Here is a 20401-nt window from a genome sequence, read left to right as displayed (position 1 = left end):
AGAGAATGCGATTAGAAGCCATATTATGGCGAACATAACGACGAAATGATAAAAATGGAACAATTAAGAACAATAATTGGAGTTGATCTTGGGGGAACAAACATGAGAGCCGGACTTGTTACAGGTGATAAGATTCAGAAGGTGTCTTCTTGTTTGGTTCCAAAAACAGATGTTGCATCCGAGGTTACCGAGGCCTTGATATCGACCATCAAAGAAGTAATCACTCCTGAAGTTGAAGGAATAGGAGTTGGAGTGCCCAGCCTGGTAAAATCAGTTAGCGGCGTTGTTTATGATGTTCAGAATATTCCATCGTGGAAGAAGATACCATTGAAAGATATTCTTGAAAAGGAATTTAATCTGCCGGTGTATATCAATAATGATGCAAATTGCTTTGCGGTAGGAGAACGAGTTTACGGTGCAGGGAAGGAGTATACTGACTTTGTTGGACTGATAACCGGAACAGGCCTTGGAGGTGGTATAATAAAGAAAGGGCATTTGCTTCCTGATCAGAATTGTGGAGCAGGAGAGTTTGGTATGATGCCTTACCTTGATCATGATTATGAATACTATTGTAGTGGTCAGTTTTTTGAAAATGTGTTTAATGTTAGTGGAGGTGAGTTGGCACAACGCGCTTCTGAAGGCGATGAAACAGCCTTGGGGATTTTTGCCGAGTACGGTACGCATCTTGGGAAGGCCATCAAAAATATACTGTTGGCTGTTGATCCCAACGCGATTGTCCTGGGTGGTTCAGTTTCCAGGTCATATGAATATTACAAGGATGCCATGTGGAAGGAGATATCTACTTTCCCATTTGGTTTTGTACTTGAAAATTTTGTCATTGTACCGTCTGTCGTCAAGGAAATTGCTATTTTAGGTGCCGCTGCTTTGTATGTTGATGCAGCAACTGATGAATAATACCTGTTTATTTTATTGTAAATTTGGTATAACTACAATTATTAAGATATGTTACAAGATATGACCGTTCAAAACCAATGTGCTGTGGGTGTTTACCTTGGTGGTAAAAACCTGCGTGTTGGTCGTGTTAGAAATAATATTGTTGAGGCTTCACTGGCACTTGAGATTGACAATCATAATTCAGAAGAAGTTATTCTGAAGGAGATAATGGAAGCCATTGATCAGGTTTTTAATGAAGATGTGGGTGGTATTGGTATCGGTGTTCCCAGTCTTGTTGATGTATCAAAAGGTATAGTTTACAATGTTGAGCACATGCCCTCATGGCGTGAAGTACATTTGGGCGATTTACTGTCAGATCGTTACAAGGTAGGCGTCTACGTAAATAATGATGCCAACTGCTTTGCCATTGGAGAAAAGTACTTTGGTAAGGCCAAAAAGTTTGCCAATGTGGTTGGTGTAGTGGCTGGCATTGGATTGGGTTGTGGGGTTATTACCAACAATCACCTTTATTCAGGAACTAATTGTGGGGCGGGTGAGTTTGGTTGCATCCCATATCGCGATCATAATTACGAGCACTATTGTACAACGCAGTATTTTGAAACCAAGTATGGTTTAAAGCCTGATGTACTTTTCAGACGAGCTAAAAAAGATGATAAAATTGCTTTGGCAATTCTGGAGCAATTTGGCTTTGATTTTGGACAGGCCATAAAAACTATTTTATATGCATATGACCCCGAGTGTATTGTTATTGGCGGTAGTATAAGTCGCTTTTTCCCTTATTTCGAAGAGTTTATGTGGAAAGTGGTGCGGAAGTTTCAATATGAGAAAACAGTTGAGAAACTAAAGATCGAAGTAAGTGAGCAACCTGATATTGCTGTGCTGGGAGCTGCTGCTTTGTATTACGACGCCATTTCCAAATAATGCATCAGAAATAAGACCGATTAACTAAGGAAAGTTTGATAAAAGTATTGATAATGAGCCTTTAAGTAGGTTCGTTTTAGGCGGCTACATGCCTTTGTTTGAGGAATTTTAAGATAAACCTTTAAATATTACTTATGAATAAGTCCTTCATTTTTATGATTTTCAGTGCCCTTTTAATGGCATGTACAAGTAATAAACTTGTGGAAGGTGATGTGTTGATCAATCACCTTGGCTACCATAAGCAGGCCTCTAAGGTGGCTGTGCTACAAACTAAATCAATGATCGAACCCGAAAAATTCATTGTGCTTGATAAGGAAGGACATGAAGTTTATTCAGGTCAGTTTAACAAAGGAGGTCAGGTTGATAACTGGCACACCGGTTATGCCTATAGAGCTGTATTTACTGAAGTAATGCAAACGGGAACTTTTACCCTTGTTGCCCATATTGACGGGACGACCTTAAGCTCTGAACCCTTTACCATTTTTGAAGAATCTTTAGCCAATGATGTATTACCATTATTAACAAAGGCGTTTCAGTTGCAGCGATGCATCGATCCGTACAATGCTAAAGATAAGGCATTGTCGTTCTATGGAGAGCGTGATGATGTGGTTGATGTCAGTGGCGGATGGTATGATGCTTCGGGTGAGAAGGGGAAATATTTGAGTCATTTAAGTTTCTCCAACTATATGACGCCACAACAGCTTCCAATGATGGTATGGAATATGCTTGAAGCTGTTGATGTTATTGAGTCAGCTAAATTAGCTGACCATAATACGATTGTAAGCGATTTAAAAACTGAAGCCGCCTATGGTGCTGACTACCTGGTGCGTATTCAGGATGAGGAAGGATATTTCTATGCAACAGTATTTGCCGGATGGACAAAAGATCCTGAGCAAAGGCAAATTTGTGCCTATGAAGGACAGGATGGGAAAAGAAACGATCGTTACCAGGCAGCTTTCCGTGAGGGAGGAGGAATGGCTATTGCTGCTTTGGCCCGTTGCGCTCATGCTAATGTAAGTGGTGAGTACTCTGCCCAAACTTATTTGCAGCTTGCCGAGAAGGGGTATGCCCATCTTAAAGTCAATAATCTGACGTATTGTGATGATGGTAAGGAGAATATAATTGACGACTATTGTGCCTTGATGGCAGCCATAGAATTGTATAAGGTCACTAAGAAGCCCGCATATCTTAATGACGCTCGTATGCGTGCCGAATCATTAAATCAGCGTTTAACAAGTGATACTAATTTTAATAATTGGTTACGAGCCGATGATACAGGGCAACGGCCCTATTTTCATGGCGCTGAAGCTGGGCTTCCCGTGATAGCCATGATGCACTATATGGGCATTGAAACCGATAAGGAGAGACTTACACTTGCCAAGGGATTTGTAAACAGATCAGTAGCTTACGAACTGGCTATTACCAATGAGGTAATAAATCCTTTTGGTTATGCCCGTCAGTATGTTAAAGCTGTTAACGAAGATAAGCCACGTTCGGCATTCTTTATTCCGCATAAAAACGAGACCGCTTACTGGTGGCAGGGTGAAAATGCACGTCTGGCTTCATTGGCAACGGCTATGTTTAAAGCACAGAATGTGTTAGATGACAAAGTGAAGCTTGCAGCCGTTAACCTGGCATATGACCAGATCAACTGGGTATTGGGCCTTAATCCGTATAATGTATGTATGCTGCATGGTGCCGGTCGTAATAATCCGGATTATAAAGAAGATGGTAAGTCAATGAATTACCTGGGAGGGATATGTAATGGTATAACCGGAGGTTTTGATGATGAAAGTGATATCGCATTTCGACCCTTGCCATATGATAATGATCCGGCACAACGCTGGCGCTGGTCTGAGCAATGGCTGCAACATGGCGGATGGATGATTCCTGCTATAGCATATACAGCTTCCCGGTGATAGTGATCGCTTATGCTATTGAGACTAATGGTAGCATTCTATGTATTACCTGATTATTATTAATATACACAAACCTTTAGATTGGAAGGCGGAATATTAACAAATAGATGTTCCGCCTTTTTAAAACCCCTGTTATGCGATATTTATTACTCATTGCTTTCATTTCCTTTAGCCTGTATTCATGTGAAGGTAATGATCATGAAAAGAGACCAGAACAAAGGAAAGAATTTGTACATGCACCATTGGAGGCTTTAAAACCCTTTCCTCAGGCAATAGCCTTCAATAACTGTATAAAACCCAATCATATTTCACAAGGGCAAATGAACCAGGATATTATAGACTATTATTATCATTGGTTGAGGAGCTATGTGCGTGAATCAAACGGAACAACTCCGGGTGGAGGCTATTATGTAAAAATGCTGGGGACCGGGGGAGATGGAAACGAGATTACAACCTCAGAAGCTCATGGTTATGGGATGATAATTTTTGCTTTAATGGCAGGCCGGATTGCTGATGCCCAAAAGTATTTTGATGGCATGCTTAATATGTTTGACAAACATCGAAGTACCGGAAATCCTGAGTGCATGTCATGGCTTATTCATAAGACCGAAGAAAGCCGATACGATAAAGGCAGCGCCACCGATGGGGATATGGATATAGCATATGCCTTGCTGCTGGCTGATAAACAGTGGGGCTCTGAAGGTGCCATCAATTATTTGGAGAAAGCCCGGACAATGATCAGTAAAGGTGTCAGGCAAAGTGATATGTCAAGCATATCAAAGCGTTCGATGCTGGGCGACTGGGATACCAACAATTATTCAAGCCGTTCATCGGATTGGATGACTGCTCATTTTCGAAGCTATCATGCTGCTACATCTGATGAATTTTGGCTTGCGGCGGCCGACGAGGTGTATCAATTAATTGATGCCCTGTCAACCAACTACAGTTCAACCACTGGCTTAATGCCCGATTTTATAGTCAATAAGTCTCCACGGCCGGCAACGGAATATTATTTAGATGAGTATAAAGAAACGGATGAATACAGCTGGAATGCCTGTCGATATCCATGGCGTATAAGCACTGACTATGCACATTTTGGAACAGCCGATGCCAAAAGAGTCATGATGAAGTTGCAGGACTTTATAATCGCTTCAAGCGATGGAGAGCCTTCCGACATAAAAGCAGGCTATTATTTGGATGGCAGGCCCATCAATTCCTATTCAAGTAATGCTTTTACAGCTCCTTTTGTAGCTGCTTCCATCGTTGATCCTAAATACCAGGTATTTCTAAATAAAGGATGGGATGTGATCAAGGCTGAAAAGGAATCGTATTATGGGGATACCATCGGTTTGCTCAATATGCTTTTGATATCTGGTAATTGGTGGAATCCTGCTGAGTAAAACGTCTTGGGAGAAATCACCGAAGGTAATTGATGCTGTTACTAAAAGATAATCGGTAATACTACCAAAATTTCAATAAACTAAAACAAAAAGGAGGTAACCGTTTGTGGCTGCCTCCTTTTTTATACTGTCGTCTGCTGACTTAAATTATCCAATTGAATAAATAGCCCAGTATGATGATAAACAGGGTAATTGTTCCAAAGAAGATGCCTATCAATTTCCATTGCATCACTTTTTTAAGCAATGTTGCTTCAGGCAATGACAAGCCTACTACAGCCATCATAAAGGCGATGGCTGTGCCAAGCGGCACACCTTTGGCAACAAAGACCTGTATCACAGGTACAATTCCCGCTGCATTGGCATACATGGGAACCGCCAGTATTACAGCCAATGGAATGGCGTACCATTTATCTTCAGATAAATATTCCGTGAAGAAATCTTCAGGGACATAACCATGCATGGCTGCTCCAATAGCAATCCCAATAATAACATAGAGTAATACCTTGCGCACAATTCCCCATCCATCGGCAATAATAGCAGGGAGTCGATCGATAAATGGTGTTTTTTCACCCTCCCATTGATCAGCTTCCATCTGGGCATTTTGTTGTATCTGCTTGACCCAGTCACTCAGGTATCTGTCCAGCTTGAATTTGCCCAAAATATAGCCGCCAACCATTCCAAGCAGGATTCCGCTTCCGGCATATATAAGTGTCGCTTTCCAGCCAAATAGACCTAAAAACATAGCAACTGCCACTTCATTGACCAGTGGTGATGTGATAAGGTATGCAAAGGTTACCCCCAATGGAATGCCCCCTTGTACAAAACCAATAAACAATGGTATAGATGAGCACGAGCAAAACGGCGTGACCGCCCCAAAAAAGGATGCAAAGAAATATTGCAGACCATACATTTTCTTAGTGGTCAGATAAACACGCAGGCGCTCAACCGGAAAATAGGCATTAACAACTCCCATCAATGAACTGATAATAAATAACAGGATCATTATCTTGATGGTGTCGTAAAAGAAGAAGTTAATAGCCTGTCCAAGATGTGTTTCAGGCTTAAGAGGCAATAATTGGTAGGTAAAATAATCAATTAATGGCTGTAAGTAGGTATAAAGGGCTATTAATGCCGGTAGTATAACTGCTACTGCAGCAATTAATTTCTGTTTCTTTTTTTGTTCCATTTTATATTGTTCGTAAAAAGACGAATTGTATTTTCAAAAAAAAAGTAATGACTATAAACCCTTACAAAAGCAGGGTGATAACAAAGTATACGCCAATGCCGATGAATACAACAGCTATAATACGTCGAAACCAAAGCTCAAAATTCTTCATTTTATTGTAGAAGTTGCCTATCGATCCCACGCTGTATGCAATTAACCAGGCAAATATTATTACCGGTATGCCTGTTGCAATGGCAAAGATAACAGGTAAATAAAGTCCGCTGGCACTGGCCACTGTCATAGGTATCAGCATGCCAAAATATAGTACACCACTGTAAGGGCAAAATGCCAGGGCAAATACAACACCCAGTAAAAGAGCTCCCCAATAGCCATTGCTGGCTTTCTTTTCCAGTTTATCATTGAGGTAATCAAGACCCGGAATAGCCAACTTAATGACACCAAGCATAAATAAACCTATTACTATGAGCAGTGGACCCAGTAATTTCTCGCCCCATTCCTGGAAGAAGCCTGATAGCTGAAACTGGCTCAAGCCAAAGAAGAAGATGAGTCCCAGTCCTGTGTACGATATGGCACGTCCCAATGTGTATACGAGTCCATTTACAAATACACGCCTTTGACTTTCAATATCTTTACTGATAAATCCAATGGCTGTGATATTGGTAGCAAGGGGGCAGGGGCTGACCGCTGTCATCAACCCCAGTAAAAAAGCCGATAGAATTGGAAGTTGTGAGTTTTCCAATAAATTATGTAGTACTTCCATACTATGACATTGATTCTATGGTCGACTTAAGTAGTTCTTCCAGCTTCTCTGGCTTGGTACGGGCATTTAAAAAAGCCTCGTTGGTAAGGTTTTTTACCTGGTCGCCCTTTATCACTAATAACGTTTGCCACTCTACATTGTATTTTTTAGCCAGTTCTTTCTCCTTTTCGCGGTTGATAGAGTAAAAAGGAACCGACTCATCAAAGTGTGTGGCTAAGGTTTCTTTGGTTACTTTTTCAACAGCCTCGCAGGTAGCACAACGACGGGTGGCGTGAAAATAGACTACGCTTACCTTAGTAACATCAATGCTTTGAGTAACCAGATCTGATGTGCTGCAGCAACTTTTACTTTCGGCTGAGCAGCAAGCCGTCTCTTTTTCATTTTTTTGCTTGTTTGTATTGCATCCTGCAGTAAGAGCCAGTGTTGCAATAATAAATAGGGTGTAAATTAACTTGTTCATTATGAGAATTATATTAAAAGGTTAGTTGTAAATAATCTATAGTAATGCTTTTATTTCATCAATCGAGGGTACGCGTCCTTTAATGGCAACTTTTCCGTCGATAACCAGGGCCGGGGTTGTCATTACACCAAAACTCATGATCTGCATAATGTCTTCTACTTTTTCAACCTGAGCATCAACGCCTTTTTCTTCAACTGCTTTGCGGGTTATTTCTTCTAATGATTTACATTTTGCACACCCGGTGCCTAATACTTTAATAGTCATATTCATTCAATTTTGTTATTGGTAGTTCGTAAAAACACGAACTTATAAGTTAAATTTTTTTATTGGGCAAAAAACGTTTCAAGAAGCTCTTTAGCTTCTTTCCAGTTTTCTTTATTAATACAATACTTAATGCGGGGAGCCTCTGTTTCACCTTGTATCAAACCGGCATCTTTTAATTCTTTAAGGTGCTGTGAAAGTGTGGATTTGGCAATGGGCAATATCTCTGTAAGGTCGCCACTGTAGCAACACGATTGTTGCGAAAGTGTTTGCAATACAAAGATACGTACCGGATGGCTCAGGGCTTTGGCATATCTGGCCAGTTGCTTCTGTTTGTTGTCAATAATCGGTTTAACTTCCATATGTATTGTTCGTAGTTCGTAAAAACACGAACAAAGGTAGAAATAATTTTCTTATGCAAACTATTACTGACAACTTTTTATTCTGCGATGATATTAATTGGAATATCAACTATCGACTGATAATCTTCACCTGCTTCAATCATATCTTCATCATTTTTATCACAATACCAACAGATGTCAGTAACGTTTTTGTCAATGTAAAGCTCCTTTAATTTTTTGAAGACATTGAGTAAAAAAATAGATGAAATAGTATTGAAATAATCCAGTTTGATCTCCACTTTGGTTACCGGCGAAGGGTTTGTTGAGTAGGTGTCGAGCCATTCTAAGATGGGGTCAAACAACATGTGTGGATTTTCTGGAATCGATCTCCCCCTTATCTGAATATGGCCATTATCCGGATTAAAATTCAGATAAGGTGTTTTGTTGGTTGCTTCTTGTACCAATGGTTTCATATCTGGTGAATTAAGCTGGGTGATACTTGAAATCTAATTTAATAATTTTTTGTTAATATAATAATGTGTAATGCAATGAATATGAAAATATAGGGTTATTTTATCCTTAATAAATAAGTATTATGAATAAAATAACGTATTGTGTTAGGTAAGTTTGCCTGGCCTGTATGAGAATTAATGTCTGGCGTAACCTGGTCTTGAATATCAAGGCTGATTCTAAATAAGCCTTCTGTATGTCTTTTATGTTGTTGGTCTCAAGAGATATGGTAGTATATCCTTGAATATCATGATGATGGCAAATGGGTATTCCTTGATCATTACAGGTAACAGGAATGCACTAATGGTTCAACGTGTTTAACCAATAATTTGTGCCAGTAGTGTCTGACTGCCACAGTATGCAGTGCCTGACAGCCACAGCATGCAGTGTTTGATCACCACTACATACAGTGTCTGTTTGTTGTCTTCAGAATTTGATTTCTTTTAATGCGCATCGATCCCGTGCAACATTCTTAAAGAATGTTCTATTGTTGGGTTTATCTCTGTCATATATTCTTTGACGGCTTTAAGGCTGCCGGGTAATACATATACGAGACTTTGGCCAATAACACCAGCCACACTTCGACTCAGCAGGGCATTGGGTTTGTCAAGGCCATATTTGACCCTGATGGCTTCCATAATGCCGTATATTTCTTTGTCGAGCAATGGTTTAATAACGTCCGGTGTAATATCCCGGGGACCAATTCCAGTGCCGCCCGTTGTTATGATTATATCTGTACCACCCGCTACTAACGTGAGTACCGTGTTTTTTAACTGTTCTTCGTCATCAGGCAGAATAGTTCTATTAAAGCTGTACTGACGTTTATATTCATCAAAATGAGCACTCAGTATTTTTTCAGTGAAAGGTCCGCTTTTATCTTCATAGATACCCTGAAATGCTCTGTCGCTTAAAGTGATGATGTGCACATTAATGATACGGGGTATGTATTTAAGTGTGTCGCCCGGCTGCAAGTTACCGCCTTTAATAACCCTGCAAAAAATACCTTCTTTCGGCATGACACAATCTCCTGTCAGCTCTTTGATCTCGCAACCATTGTGGCATTTTTTGCCAATTTGCGTTACTTCCAGTTCAATGTTATCATTGACGAAGCGATCGAAAATATTGGAGTGGTGAAGAGCCAGTCCTTCAGTGGTTATATTTTCGGCAAAGTCACCATGATTCAGTTGTGTGCCCGATGCTTCTTCTGTTTTATGGTAGCTTTCGGTTCCCAGTAAACTGACCTGCCTGTGCCAGTGCCCTGAGTGGGCATCTCCTTTAACACCTGTTTCATCGAGTGTAATGTTATGTTGAGGTACTTTTTTAATCCCTTTTTTTTCTGAGATATTAACTGATTTTATCTGAATCTTCATCGCCATGATCATTTAATGTTATTGCTGTATGGGCTTTAAACTTTAGTCTTTTCAAGTAAACGGATATGACCCATTTCCATGTCTTTGTCCACTGCTTTGCACATGTCGTAGATAGTAAGAAGCGCGACATTAACTGCGGTTAAGGCTTCCATTTCTACTCCTGTTTGTCCATCGCAACGCGATAATGAGTTGACTTTAATGCCATTGGCTTGAATTTCAAAATCCACATCGACTTTTGATAATTGCAGGGCATGACACAAGGGAATAAGAAAATGCGTTTGTTTGGCCGCCTGAATACCTGCGATGCGGGCAACAGAAAGCACATCGCCTTTCTTCATCTCATTGCTATTAATGAGTTGAATGGTGTTTTGATGAAGCTTAATAAAGCCGGTTGCTTTAGCTGTACGCTTTTGTATTGGTTTATCGCCGACATCTACCATGTTGGCTTCACCCTTTTTATTGATATGTGTTAATTTATCAGACATATTTTTTAACCTCCGATGTTGTAAAATTGATGATTCTGGTTGATCGTACCTTCTTGTGGTTTGGCTCCCAGTGCTAATTTAAAAGCCTCCCTGATTCCATGCTTCCTGACATTGTATCCGCTGTTGCTGAACAGACAGGGTTTAATATCTCCATTGGCCATTAATCGAAGTCGGTTGCATAATTGACAGTTGCCACCTTCTCCTCCTTCAACAACTGAAAAGTCGCCCGTTTCAAGATCCATTTGATGAATATATCGAATGCTTAATCCTTCACTGTTACAAAATTGTTCAATGGCTTCAATATTCTGCTTGTTGGAGAATTTAGTTTTCACCACATTTATTTTAATGGGAGTGAGGCCTGCTTCCTGTGCAACCCTGATACCTTTTTTTACATCCTCAAGATTACCAGTACGTGTAATGTTTCTGAACTCATCCTCATTAAGGGTATCAAGACTAATATTGACCCGGTTTAATCCGGCTTTTTTAAGTTCATGGGCGTATTTACTCAATAGAATTCCATTGGTTGTCATGGTAATTTCATTGATACCATCCACCTGTTTGATCATTTCCACCAGCTCAACAATGCCCTTTCTCACCAAGGGTTCACCACCGGTCAGTCGTATCTTTTTAAGCCCCATTTGTGCACCTTCACGAATCACTTCCACAATCTCTTCCAGGGCTAAAACGTCATCATGCTTTATCAGCTGAATTCCTTCCTCGGGCATGCAATAGCGGCATCTTAAATTACATCGGTCTGTAACAGATACGCGCAGGTAAGTGATTTTTCTGTTATAAGAATCTAACATTGACCAAATCTCCTTTCTTAATTTCTTTAGTTCCAATGGGTATTTCAAACAGCACCAGAGCTGCACTTAAACCATTAATGTGTGCCGAGCCATGAAAGTTAAGGGGTACAACTTCACTCTTTTCATTGATAGTGGCAGGTGCAAATAAGAGTCGGGCATCTTTTTTACGCGAATAATCGGTACTAACAGGCAAAGAGAGTTGAGTTGGCTGGTAGTTGTGCCCCATAAGTGCATATAAAAATGGGCGCACATACAGTTCAAACTGTATATATGATGAAACCGGGTTGCCTGAAAGCCCAAAGCAATAGCTGTTTCCTTTACGGGCAAAAACCATTGGTTTTCCAGGCTGGATAGCTGTTTTTGAAACCATTATTTCATAGCCGAGTTTCTTTAGCAGATCAGGTATTAAGTCGTATTCTCCAACTGAAACCCCACCGGTAAGCACCAATACATCATTTTGTTGTAAGGCCATGGAGATACTTTTTTCCAGTAAGTCACCATCATCCTTAATAATGCCTTTGTAGCTGGCCGTAATGCCACATTGTTGTAACTGAGCGAGTAATTGGGATGAGTTTGAATTTCGTATCTGAAAAGATTGGGGTGTTTCACTGGGTTCAACTAGTTCGGTACCACTCGCTATAATAGCAACACTGGCTAAGCGACACACCTTGACCATTGTGTGGCCTGCCATTGCCAATACCGGCAGATGCCGTGCTTCAAGTCTTGTGTTGGCTGCCAGTAAAACATCACCCTTTAAAGCGTCTTCACCCTTCAGACTGATGTTACTTTTTGTAGAGGTATTGGTGCAACGAACAAAAGCATCATTGATCAGTTCAGCATCTTCGATCATAAACACACAGTCTGCACCTTCAGGTACGACTGCTCCTGTCATTATTTTGGCGCACTCATTTTCTTCAATTTTGTTTTCAGGGTCCTTTCCTGCAAATATTGTCTCTATTATCTTTAATTCATTGCCCAGGTCAGCTCTGCGACAGGCATACCCATCCATAGCTGATTTATTGAATGGGGGCATGTTCATGTCGATACATACATCAGATGCCAACACCCTGTTAAGAGCACTTCGTAGCTCGATGTGTTCTTCCGAAAGCACTTCAGACTGTTGTTTTATTACTGTTATTGCCTCTTCGTATTGAATCATTGTTGTTTGCTTATGATTAATTCTTCAGGAGGAAATACTTCCCTGATATTTAAATGTGTTGCTTCATCGGGCGATAAAATCACAGTATTATTGCCCTTGCGAATGTTTTTTTGTTTCGTTGTATCTTCACCTTTAATATAATACAAGGTCCGGGGTTCAATAAAATCATACAGGCCTCCCGATTCAATTATGACTGGTTTATCGTCGGGCAGGTAGCTTTTTAATGAAATAAACATATGTGGCAGGTTGTGGTTCTTACATTGAACGTAAAAAACAACAGTTGCTCCTGCCATTAACATCCTCGAACTGTCTTTACGGGTTTGTAAGCTTTCTTTTACAATGCAGAATTCATCCGTTTGAGTAAGTATAAGAGCGTCTTTATCCAATGGATGAAAGTGTGATGAAATTTTAACCGCATACACATCTGTTATCTCCGATAAATGCTTGATCATTCGGCATGATAAAAGGGTTTTCCCAACATTGCGCCCATTTCCTGCAACCAGTATGATATTGGGGTACGTGTTCATTGTATATCCTCCGGATAGTTAAAGTTCAACAGTTGTTTGGGGTCGGCAATGCTGATGGCTTTGGCTTTTAATTCTTTCAGGAGCCATTGAAGCTTATAATTCTGATGCTCTATTTGCTGTAATATAAGTGGCAGGCAACTTTTATTGTAATAGCCTAATGTCGGGTATAGCTTGTCAGATGATGATTTAATTATTGCAGCGACGCTATCAGCTTTCTCATCAAGTATCTTACGAAAAACATCAGGGGTGATAAAGGGCATGTCACATGGACACACAAGAATATCATCAGTTTTGGCTTCGCAAATAGAAGCATAAAGGCCACCGATCGGCCCTGTTTTTTCGTGTACATCTGCAATAACCCTTAAGCCGTATTGCTCATATTCAGGATTGTTGGAGCTAATGATAATTTCGGTGCATAAAGGCTTAAGCGCATCAATGCTGTATTCGATCAACGCACGCCCTTTATATTCCAGCAATCCCTTGTCTTGTCCCATGCGGGAACTAAGTCCTCCGGCTAATATGATTCCGCTTATATTCATCATCAGGCAAAATAAAAGAGTTTAAAACTGGCAAATAGCAAAACAACAGAAAGCACCTGCATGAGGTACCGGGGTGTCAGTTTCTTTTGACCTAAGTAGGAACCGATCATACTTCCTGTGATGCCTAATGCTATCAATACATAAATACTACTAACAGGTTCAAAACCATGGGCTAAAACACCCAGTATCCCGCTGGCAGAGTTCAAAAAGATGAAAATTGCCGAGATGGCTGCTGTTTCCTTAATGGTGGCCCAACCCATTATAAGAAGTAAAGGGCTTAGGATAATTCCACCGCCAATTCCTATCATACCGGAGAAGAAGCCGAGAATAGCACCTAAAAGAAGCGCAAGGGGCACATGAATTGCTTTGGTTTCTTTTTCTTCCTTGCTAAAAAACAGCATGCGCACAACAGCAATCAGTAAAAATACGCCAAGTATTATTTTGTAAGTGTGGGCATTGACCTCAACTCTGGCTCCTATATAAGACATGGGAATGGAAAGAGCAATAAAGGGCAATAATAGTTTATACCTGAAATGACCACCCCGATAGAAATGATAAAACGAGATGCCGGCAACAAACATATTTAAGGTGAGGGCAGAGGCTCTCATGTATACCGGCTCTATGGCAAATAACGCCATTATGGCCAGGTAGCCACTGGCACCACCGTGTCCTACCGAAGAGTATAAGACGGAAGTGAAAAAGATTGCCAGATAAAAAAGAAACTCTGTTTCCATTGTACTTAATTATTGAACTAAATAAATGAAAGCAGAAAGGTGAACCATTCGTTATGAATGGCCATAAATACCTGCTAATATCATATTAGTATATGATATGCGGTTCAGGCACTTAATGCATTGAGTGAAAATCGCTTGATCCTTTCTCCTTTCCAAGTCATTCTGAAATATCAGAAATCGGGAGGACTGATTGTTTCCGATCAATCCCATCGGTAAGTATTCCTTGTCCATTGATTTAGGAATAGTTACTCGAAGAAAATGTATTTTAAACTTAAGGAATGCCTGCCTCTGAATACAAATAGGCACAGTGCAGGCATTCTTATTTTTTGTTGACCTCCTTAAATTACAACATTCTAATTGTTTAAAGAAAGGCAACAGTTTTTTTATTGCTTAACAACCTCCGGCAACTCTTTTCTTCTTTGGTCGCTTTTTGATAGTTGGTTTTGGGGCTGATGGCGCATTTTCGGTTGCTGCATTTAAATTACCGCCTCCGAGAGCAGCACTGGCACCTTTTCTGAAATCATACCTTGCAAATTCATCATCAGGACTTGTAGATGATGGCATTTGAGGATTCATGATGGTTTCAGCGTAATGATTTAAACCACCTTGCATCACATAATTATTAATGTACCCAAGCTGTCGCGTAATCATCCAGGCTTCATTTGACGTTGTAGAGCCATTGGAATAGAACACATTCATTTTTACATCCTGGTTCAAATAATCTTCATTTTCAGGCGAAAGAATATCCGCCAAAGGAATATTAATAGCTCCCGGTAAATGATATTTATCAAAGCTGTCTTTATCACGCACATCAATAAGTTGTAGAGAAGGATCCTTTTGAACAAGCATGTCAGCGACTTCATCGGTGGAAATGAACTGAATGCCTTCTTTTACTTCGTCTAACAGCTGTGGAGCTGTCAGTTTATATGGTCTTGTTGTGTTTTCCGGCACAGCTGCAATAATGATTCCCAAAGGAATAATTGCCAGGGCCAGTTTTAATCTCATTTTCATCTGTACTTATTTTTAGTTGTTACACCTTAACTGATAGTGTTCTATCAATCTAAAAATTGAATCTCAAAGCTCCTTGTTAGTATTCTTCTCTTGGAAATTTGCGTTCGGCCCATTCTCCTACAAAGAACATGCCCAGAGCGACAAAGATCAGGATTAAGCCAAAAGCTCCTCTGGAAATACCTAATAATTCATTAATTGTCGGTGTTCCCATATTCTCGGCATAAAATAACTCTTCCAATAGCGGAAAGCCCTCGGTGAATATTAAAACGCCAATAACCAGGCCTCCGATGAAACTTAAAGCATCAAGTTTACCGATGGATACTGCACAAAATGCCGTACCCGGGCAAAAACCCCCTAATATAAAACCTGCTCCCATAATAACGCCGCCAACAATAGCTGACCACAAGAAGGTTGGGTTGATGTATATTAAATTCAGGTCGATCCAGCCAAACAGACTGAAAAACAACAAGCCAAGCATTGCTACAATAGCTGCAGTGAAAAATACCTTTAACACTGTGGTATCGTAACCATAAAACATACCGGCCAGTTTACGCGATGATGAAAAGCCACTTCTTTCAAGTACAAATCCAAATCCAATTCCAATTATAAATGCCAAAAGGAGATTGGTGTTGTCTGATATATATTCGTATACAATTAAAGGTCCCATGTTTGTCTCTTTATTAAATCCATAATTTACGTGCAAAGTAGGCTAAAGCGAAAGCTGTTCCGAAGATGAATGCCATGCTTATAAAACCGCCAAGTGATAATACGGCCATTCCGCTTAGGGCCGAGCCGCTGGTACAGCCACGGCCCAATTGTGAGCCTAATCCAAATAGAACACCACCAATGGCTGCGAAGATGAGTCGTACCTTGCTTGTGATCTTTGGATTGTGTTCAACTTTAAACTTCAAACGGCCTGCCATAGCGCCTGATATAAAACCGCCTACTAAAACACCCAGCATTTCCCATACCAGCCAGTCTTTTAATGGGCCGCCACTGTGAGTCTCCTTATAATTACTGTAAAATTCGCTTGATTCTACATGTGATGGAGAAATCGTTTCAACACTTGATACCACTGCACTTTTTATTGCACCACTGGCACCCAGGCCTCTGCCTGAGACATAGAAAGCTGCTAATAGGACCAAGCCAAGTAATACCCCGCCCATATAAGGGTTCATATACTTTTTACTTCGTTCTGTGTTCATATATAAAGATTTATTTTATTAATCTTACTAATTGTTAATATAACCATCGACTCATTTGGCCGGCATAGGCCATGATAAATCGGAACAGTAATCCTCCGAAAAGCACCATTACCGGAGCCACCATGTAAGGTATTTTTTTGTTGCGCATTTCAAGCACTTCCAGTATGGCCGGTATAACAAGACCCAGCCCTACAACAAACACCCAGAAAGGGGCTGTGAATTGCCCGCCCAAAAACATGGCTGATGCATCAATCTGTACCTGGGAACTGGCTCTGAAGCCCATGAACATATGAATGATCAGGAACAGTTCAATGGCAATTAATAAAAGGTCGATGCGAGCAAATGTGTGTCGTTCCTCCTTTGATTTTGACAAAATGATAATGGCTGCAGCACCGGTTGACATACCAGATACCAAAAACAAAGGGCCTAAAATTGAAGTATTCCAAAGTGGACGAGCATTAAAAGCTGACAGAAGAATTCCGGTATAAATCCCCAGAATTACTGACAAGATCATAATGGCCCAGGCAATTGGTGTTTTATATTCTTCCAATACCTTGATGGCATCTTTCGCAATGTCAAACTTCCAGTCCCATTTCGGGAAAAGTGTTTTAATATTAAGAGCGGCCCATATTCCTGACAGAGGCATAATGGCCATAAGTGTCCAGGCTCCCCAACTCATTGGAGATTCAATCTTAAAAGCAGTGTAAAGTCTCCAGAAATATAACTTGTGTTTCAGGTCAAGAAACAGGAACACAAGTCCCAGTGCAATAAGCACCGGTGTAAATATTGGTGCCAATTTCACTGCGGTTGGATACTCCTCGGATTTACCTTTAATGAAAAAGTAGCTGGCAAAAAATAATATGCCGGCTGCTAAACCACCCAAAAATAAGTAAGCTGGAATATGCCATTCCCAAATTTCTAATTGCGGATCAATATGAGGATTCATTCGTCCACTGACTATTAATTCTTCTCTCATTTTTTTCTTATGAATGGTTTATATCAAAAAGTATAATTGAGGATTGGTTCCTGCCTCAGGAATCAATGTTTTGTATTTGCGTTTCTTTATCACCCTGCTGACTTCAGAGTTCGGATCATCAAGATCGCCAAAGTACATGCACTTGGTTGGGCACACTGCCACACAAGCAGGGTCTTGTCCTTTTTTGACCCTGTGAAGACAGAATGTACATTTATCCACATATCCTTTGGGGTGAGTATAACGTGCGTCGTAAGGGCATGAAGCGATACACGCTCCGCAACCAATGCATTTATGCTTAGTTACCATTACCACACCACCATCACTGTAATGGCTGGCACCTGTAGGGCAGCACCTTACACAAGGAGAATTTTCACAGTGGTTGCATCTTTCAGATCGATGTTCCAGTTCCAGTTGTGGATAAGTACCATCCGTTACTTCCACGATCCAGTCACGGCAGTATCCGATGGGAACATTATTTTCAGTCTGACACGCTACCACGCAGTCACTGCAGCCCACGCATTTTTTCGTATCTACGGCCATTGCATATCTCATAGCTGTCTCTCTTTATGCTTTATTAAATCTAAATGTGATAAAATTACCTCTCATGCCGGTTCCCCCCATAATAGGGTCCATCATTACATTGGTTATCAGTTCCGAATCACTGGCACCGCGACCATAGGCACGACTTAATTTGTTGTTGGCATGACCAAAGCCATGCACCATATATACCGAATCCCAACGAATGCGTTCTGTAATTCTTACTTTAATTGGAAATGAAGAAACTACATTATCCTGGTTCTGCAGATAAACTTCCTGTCCGTTTTTTAAGTCCCACTCTTTCGCCACCTTCGGATTAACCCATACCGTATTCTCATCCATCAGATCAGTTAAGTTTGGATTGTTGGCAGTCCGTGAAAAGGTGTGCATTGGAGCCCGTCCGTAAATCAAACGATAGTAACCTGCAGGAGGCTCAGGGTGAGCGGTGTATTTTGGCATTGGATCAAAACCATACTCTTCCAGTGAAGAGGAATATAATTCTATTTTACCGGTATTGGTATTGAACTCAATATCCTCACCATCTTTATAATACAGGTCGTCATAGGCTCTCGGCATTTTCTTAACGCCAATGCGTTGCATCTCCTCAAGTGACGAACCGACCTTTTTCAACTGGTAATCCAGTTCTTCTTCTATCGAATCAAACGGGAAATACTCCCCTTTACCCAATCGTTCGGCCAGGTTTTTAGCCATCCACCAGGCCGGTTTAGAGTCGTATTTAGGCTTCATAGCCGGCATACGCAGTGATATAGTAGGTTCACGATGTTGTGTGATTCTTAATGAGTCGTATCGCTCGAGGTAGGTACACTCAGGTAAAACAACATCAGCAAAACCAGTAATCTCCATTGGCATGGTATCAACTACAACCATTAGATCAAGCGCGTTAATAGCTTCAATGGTTCTTGGCCTGTTTGGTAATGTTTCAATGAGGTTGGTTCCATTAACAATCCATGCTTTGATATTACAATCCATGGTTGCTGAAGGTACTGTTGCATCACAAACTCCATTGGCCAGTGCCAGGTCAGCTAATTCATACTTGCCTCCCATGGCGTCACGCCAGGTCCTGCGTGGTTTGGGATATGGCGGATGTGGAACCCCAGGTACTTTGGCCTTGTCCGGGATGTAAAAACCACCTCTGCGCCCCCAGGAGCCTAATAACGCATTAAGAATGGCCACGGCTCTTAATCTCTGTGTATCGTCACCATACCACGTTACATGTCGACCAGGATGAACAATTGTCGCAGGAGACGCATAAGACATCTCACGGGCCGTTTCACGAATGACCTGTGGTTTAATGGTTGTAATACCATAAGCCCACTCAGGGGTCATGTGCCTGACATGTTCTTTGAGTTGCTCAAAACCAAAGGTATATTGTTCTACGTATTTTTTATCGTAACGCTCTTCATATATTAATACATGAATCCATGCCATAAGCAATGCCAGGTCGGTGCTTGGTTTTATTGGTAACCAATATTTTGATTTGCTGGCAGCAGTAGAGAAACGTGGATCGACAGTAATAATAGTTGCTCCTTTATCTATGGCATCTGACATTTCCTGAACGTGTCCGTTATGCATGTTCTCGCCAATGTGAGAACCAATCAATACCATGCATTTACTGTCGCGAATATCTGTCGGCTCAGGTGAGCTTAAGCCATCACCAAATGTAGCTATAAAACCAACTTCTCTTGGTCCGCGACACTGAGCATATGAAGGTGCTGTTATGTTTTGGGAACCCAGTGACTTTAACAGGTTACCAAAGTATGTACCTCCTGATCCATGAGTGAACAGGGCCAAGCATTCAGGACCATGCTCTGCAATAACTTTTTCAAGTTTTTTCTGAATGTAATCAAACGCTTCATCCCATGACGCTTCTTTAAAGGTCTGTTTACCGTCGGCTCCTTTTACACGAATCCAAGGCGTTTTAAGACGATCTTCATCATAGTACATTCCAACACCTCCGGTCCCCCTTGGGCAGAAGCGACCATTACTATTAGGATCATCATCATTACCAATTATTTTTTGAATTTGTCCTTCGTCATTTTTATAGGTCCAGCCAGCACACTTCCAGAAACACACCTCGCAATAGGTCGGTGTTCGCACCAGATCATGTGGCATAGCCCATGGCCCTTTAAGGTTTTCAGGAATGACCTTATTGTTATGAGCCATTAATAACCTGGAACCAGCCCAAAGACCTGCTGTTCCAAGTGATGAAATTTTGATAAAATCTCTTCTGCTTTTACCCATCGGTTTGTACCTTTTGAATGTTACGATGGTAAAAATAGTAAAATATACACATAACTAGATGTGTGGATTGATGAATAATTGAATATGTAACTAATCAATATTTAGACTTAATCTTAA

23 protein-coding genes and 1 riboswitch are annotated in these 20401 nt (G+C 40.8%); of the genes, 4 read left to right on the top strand and 19 right to left on the bottom strand.

Annotated elements, in window-relative coordinates; genetic code table 11:
* Positions 1-54 precede the first annotated feature (54 nt).
* The 4 genes from ACRD69_RS10650 to ACRD69_RS10635 all read left to right on the top strand — a co-directional run bounded on the left by ACRD69_RS10650 (position 55) and on the right by ACRD69_RS10635 (position 5155).
* A complete protein-coding gene (locus ACRD69_RS10650; RefSeq protein ID WP_430815066.1) occupies positions 55-915 on the top strand; it encodes an ROK family protein in 861 nt (286 codons plus the stop codon).
* 48 nt (positions 916-963) lie between these two features.
* Positions 964-1836, top strand: coding sequence for an ROK family protein (locus ACRD69_RS10645; protein WP_430815065.1), 873 nt, complete (start codon positions 964-966; stop codon positions 1834-1836).
* Between the two features lie 134 nt (positions 1837-1970).
* A complete protein-coding gene (locus ACRD69_RS10640) occupies positions 1971-3755 on the top strand; it encodes a glycoside hydrolase family 9 protein (RefSeq protein ID WP_430815064.1) in 1785 nt (594 codons plus the stop codon).
* Positions 3756-3889: 134 nt separating this feature from the next.
* On the top strand, positions 3890-5155 hold the full coding sequence (locus tag ACRD69_RS10635; protein ID WP_430815063.1) for a family 8 glycosyl hydrolase: 1266 nt from the start codon (positions 3890-3892) through the stop codon (positions 5153-5155).
* Positions 5156-5297: 142 nt separating this feature from the next.
* Here ACRD69_RS10635 and ACRD69_RS10630 read toward each other — a convergent pair whose 3' ends face one another.
* The 19 genes from ACRD69_RS10630 to ACRD69_RS10540 form a co-directional block, all read right to left on the bottom strand.
* The gene (locus ACRD69_RS10630; protein WP_430815062.1) at positions 5298-6341 is read right to left on the bottom strand and encodes a permease; all 1044 of its coding nucleotides are present in this window, start codon (positions 6339-6341) and stop codon (positions 5298-5300) included.
* A 61-nt stretch (positions 6342-6402) separates the two neighbouring features.
* On the bottom strand, positions 6403-7101 hold the full coding sequence (locus ACRD69_RS10625; RefSeq protein ID WP_430815061.1) for an aromatic aminobenezylarsenical efflux permease ArsG family transporter: 699 nt from the start codon (positions 7099-7101) through the stop codon (positions 6403-6405).
* Between the two features lies 1 nt (position 7102).
* Positions 7103-7561, bottom strand: a complete 459-nt coding sequence (locus tag ACRD69_RS10620) for a nitrophenyl compound nitroreductase subunit ArsF family protein (protein WP_430815060.1) — start codon at positions 7559-7561, stop codon at positions 7103-7105.
* A gap of 36 nt (positions 7562-7597) precedes the next feature.
* Positions 7598-7825, bottom strand: a complete 228-nt coding sequence (locus ACRD69_RS10615) for a thioredoxin family protein (RefSeq protein ID WP_430815059.1) — start codon at positions 7823-7825, stop codon at positions 7598-7600.
* 59 nt (positions 7826-7884) lie between these two features.
* Positions 7885-8184, bottom strand: a complete 300-nt coding sequence (locus ACRD69_RS10610) for an ArsR/SmtB family transcription factor (RefSeq protein ID WP_430815058.1) — start codon at positions 8182-8184, stop codon at positions 7885-7887.
* Between the two features lie 77 nt (positions 8185-8261).
* A complete protein-coding gene (locus tag ACRD69_RS10605) occupies positions 8262-8636 on the bottom strand; it encodes a DUF1987 domain-containing protein (protein ID WP_430815057.1) in 375 nt (124 codons plus the stop codon).
* A gap of 480 nt (positions 8637-9116) precedes the next feature.
* Positions 9117-10043, bottom strand: coding sequence for a molybdenum cofactor synthesis domain-containing protein (locus ACRD69_RS10600; RefSeq protein WP_430815056.1), 927 nt, complete (start codon positions 10041-10043; stop codon positions 9117-9119).
* A gap of 35 nt (positions 10044-10078) precedes the next feature.
* Positions 10079-10528: a cyclic pyranopterin monophosphate synthase MoaC gene (gene moaC / locus ACRD69_RS10595; protein ID WP_430815055.1), complete on the bottom strand. Its 450-nt coding sequence runs from the start codon at positions 10526-10528 to the stop codon at positions 10079-10081.
* Positions 10529-10533: 5 nt separating this feature from the next.
* A complete protein-coding gene (locus ACRD69_RS10590; protein ID WP_430815054.1) occupies positions 10534-11334 on the bottom strand; it encodes a GTP 3',8-cyclase MoaA in 801 nt (266 codons plus the stop codon).
* Positions 11318-12493, bottom strand: a complete 1176-nt coding sequence (locus tag ACRD69_RS10585; protein ID WP_430815053.1) for a molybdopterin molybdotransferase MoeA — start codon at positions 12491-12493, stop codon at positions 11318-11320. The genes ACRD69_RS10590 and ACRD69_RS10585 overlap by 17 nt, the downstream gene beginning before the upstream one ends.
* Positions 12490-13020 carry a hypothetical protein gene (locus ACRD69_RS10580; protein ID WP_430815052.1) on the bottom strand — a complete coding sequence of 177 codons (531 nt, stop codon included), beginning with the start codon at positions 13018-13020 and terminating at the stop codon, positions 12490-12492. The genes ACRD69_RS10585 and ACRD69_RS10580 overlap by 4 nt, the downstream gene beginning before the upstream one ends.
* The gene (gene mobA / locus ACRD69_RS10575) at positions 13017-13562 is read right to left on the bottom strand and encodes a molybdenum cofactor guanylyltransferase (RefSeq protein WP_430815051.1); all 546 of its coding nucleotides are present in this window, start codon (positions 13560-13562) and stop codon (positions 13017-13019) included. The genes ACRD69_RS10580 and mobA overlap by 4 nt, the downstream gene beginning before the upstream one ends.
* A complete protein-coding gene (locus ACRD69_RS10570) occupies positions 13562-14293 on the bottom strand; it encodes a sulfite exporter TauE/SafE family protein (RefSeq protein ID WP_430815050.1) in 732 nt (243 codons plus the stop codon). The genes mobA and ACRD69_RS10570 overlap by 1 nt, the downstream gene beginning before the upstream one ends.
* A 129-nt stretch (positions 14294-14422) precedes the next feature.
* Positions 14423-14560: riboswitch (molybdenum cofactor riboswitch) on the bottom strand.
* 123 nt (positions 14561-14683) lie between these two features.
* Positions 14684-15304, bottom strand: a complete 621-nt coding sequence (locus ACRD69_RS10565; RefSeq protein WP_430815049.1) for a rhodanese-like domain-containing protein — start codon at positions 15302-15304, stop codon at positions 14684-14686.
* A gap of 76 nt (positions 15305-15380) precedes the next feature.
* The gene (locus tag ACRD69_RS10560; RefSeq protein ID WP_430815048.1) at positions 15381-15971 is read right to left on the bottom strand and encodes a YeeE/YedE thiosulfate transporter family protein; all 591 of its coding nucleotides are present in this window, start codon (positions 15969-15971) and stop codon (positions 15381-15383) included.
* Positions 15972-15984: 13 nt separating this feature from the next.
* Positions 15985-16509, bottom strand: a complete 525-nt coding sequence (locus ACRD69_RS10555) for a YeeE/YedE thiosulfate transporter family protein (protein WP_430815047.1) — start codon at positions 16507-16509, stop codon at positions 15985-15987.
* A gap of 34 nt (positions 16510-16543) precedes the next feature.
* A complete protein-coding gene (nrfD, locus tag ACRD69_RS10550; protein ID WP_430815046.1) occupies positions 16544-17485 on the bottom strand; it encodes an NrfD/PsrC family molybdoenzyme membrane anchor subunit in 942 nt (313 codons plus the stop codon).
* An 18-nt stretch (positions 17486-17503) separates the two neighbouring features.
* On the bottom strand, positions 17504-18037 hold the full coding sequence (locus ACRD69_RS10545; RefSeq protein ID WP_430815045.1) for a 4Fe-4S dicluster domain-containing protein: 534 nt from the start codon (positions 18035-18037) through the stop codon (positions 17504-17506).
* 12 nt (positions 18038-18049) lie between these two features.
* Positions 18050-20284, bottom strand: a complete 2235-nt coding sequence (locus ACRD69_RS10540; protein WP_430815044.1) for a molybdopterin-containing oxidoreductase family protein — start codon at positions 20282-20284, stop codon at positions 18050-18052.
* Positions 20285-20401 lie beyond the last annotated feature (117 nt).

Origin of the sequence: Carboxylicivirga agarovorans (assembly GCF_050589845.1) — a bacterium.
GTDB lineage: Bacteria > Bacteroidota > Bacteroidia > Bacteroidales > Marinilabiliaceae > Carboxylicivirga > Carboxylicivirga agarovorans.
The sequence above is the reverse complement of the archived record's forward strand: the minus strand, read 5'-3'. Positions and strand labels throughout refer to the sequence as shown.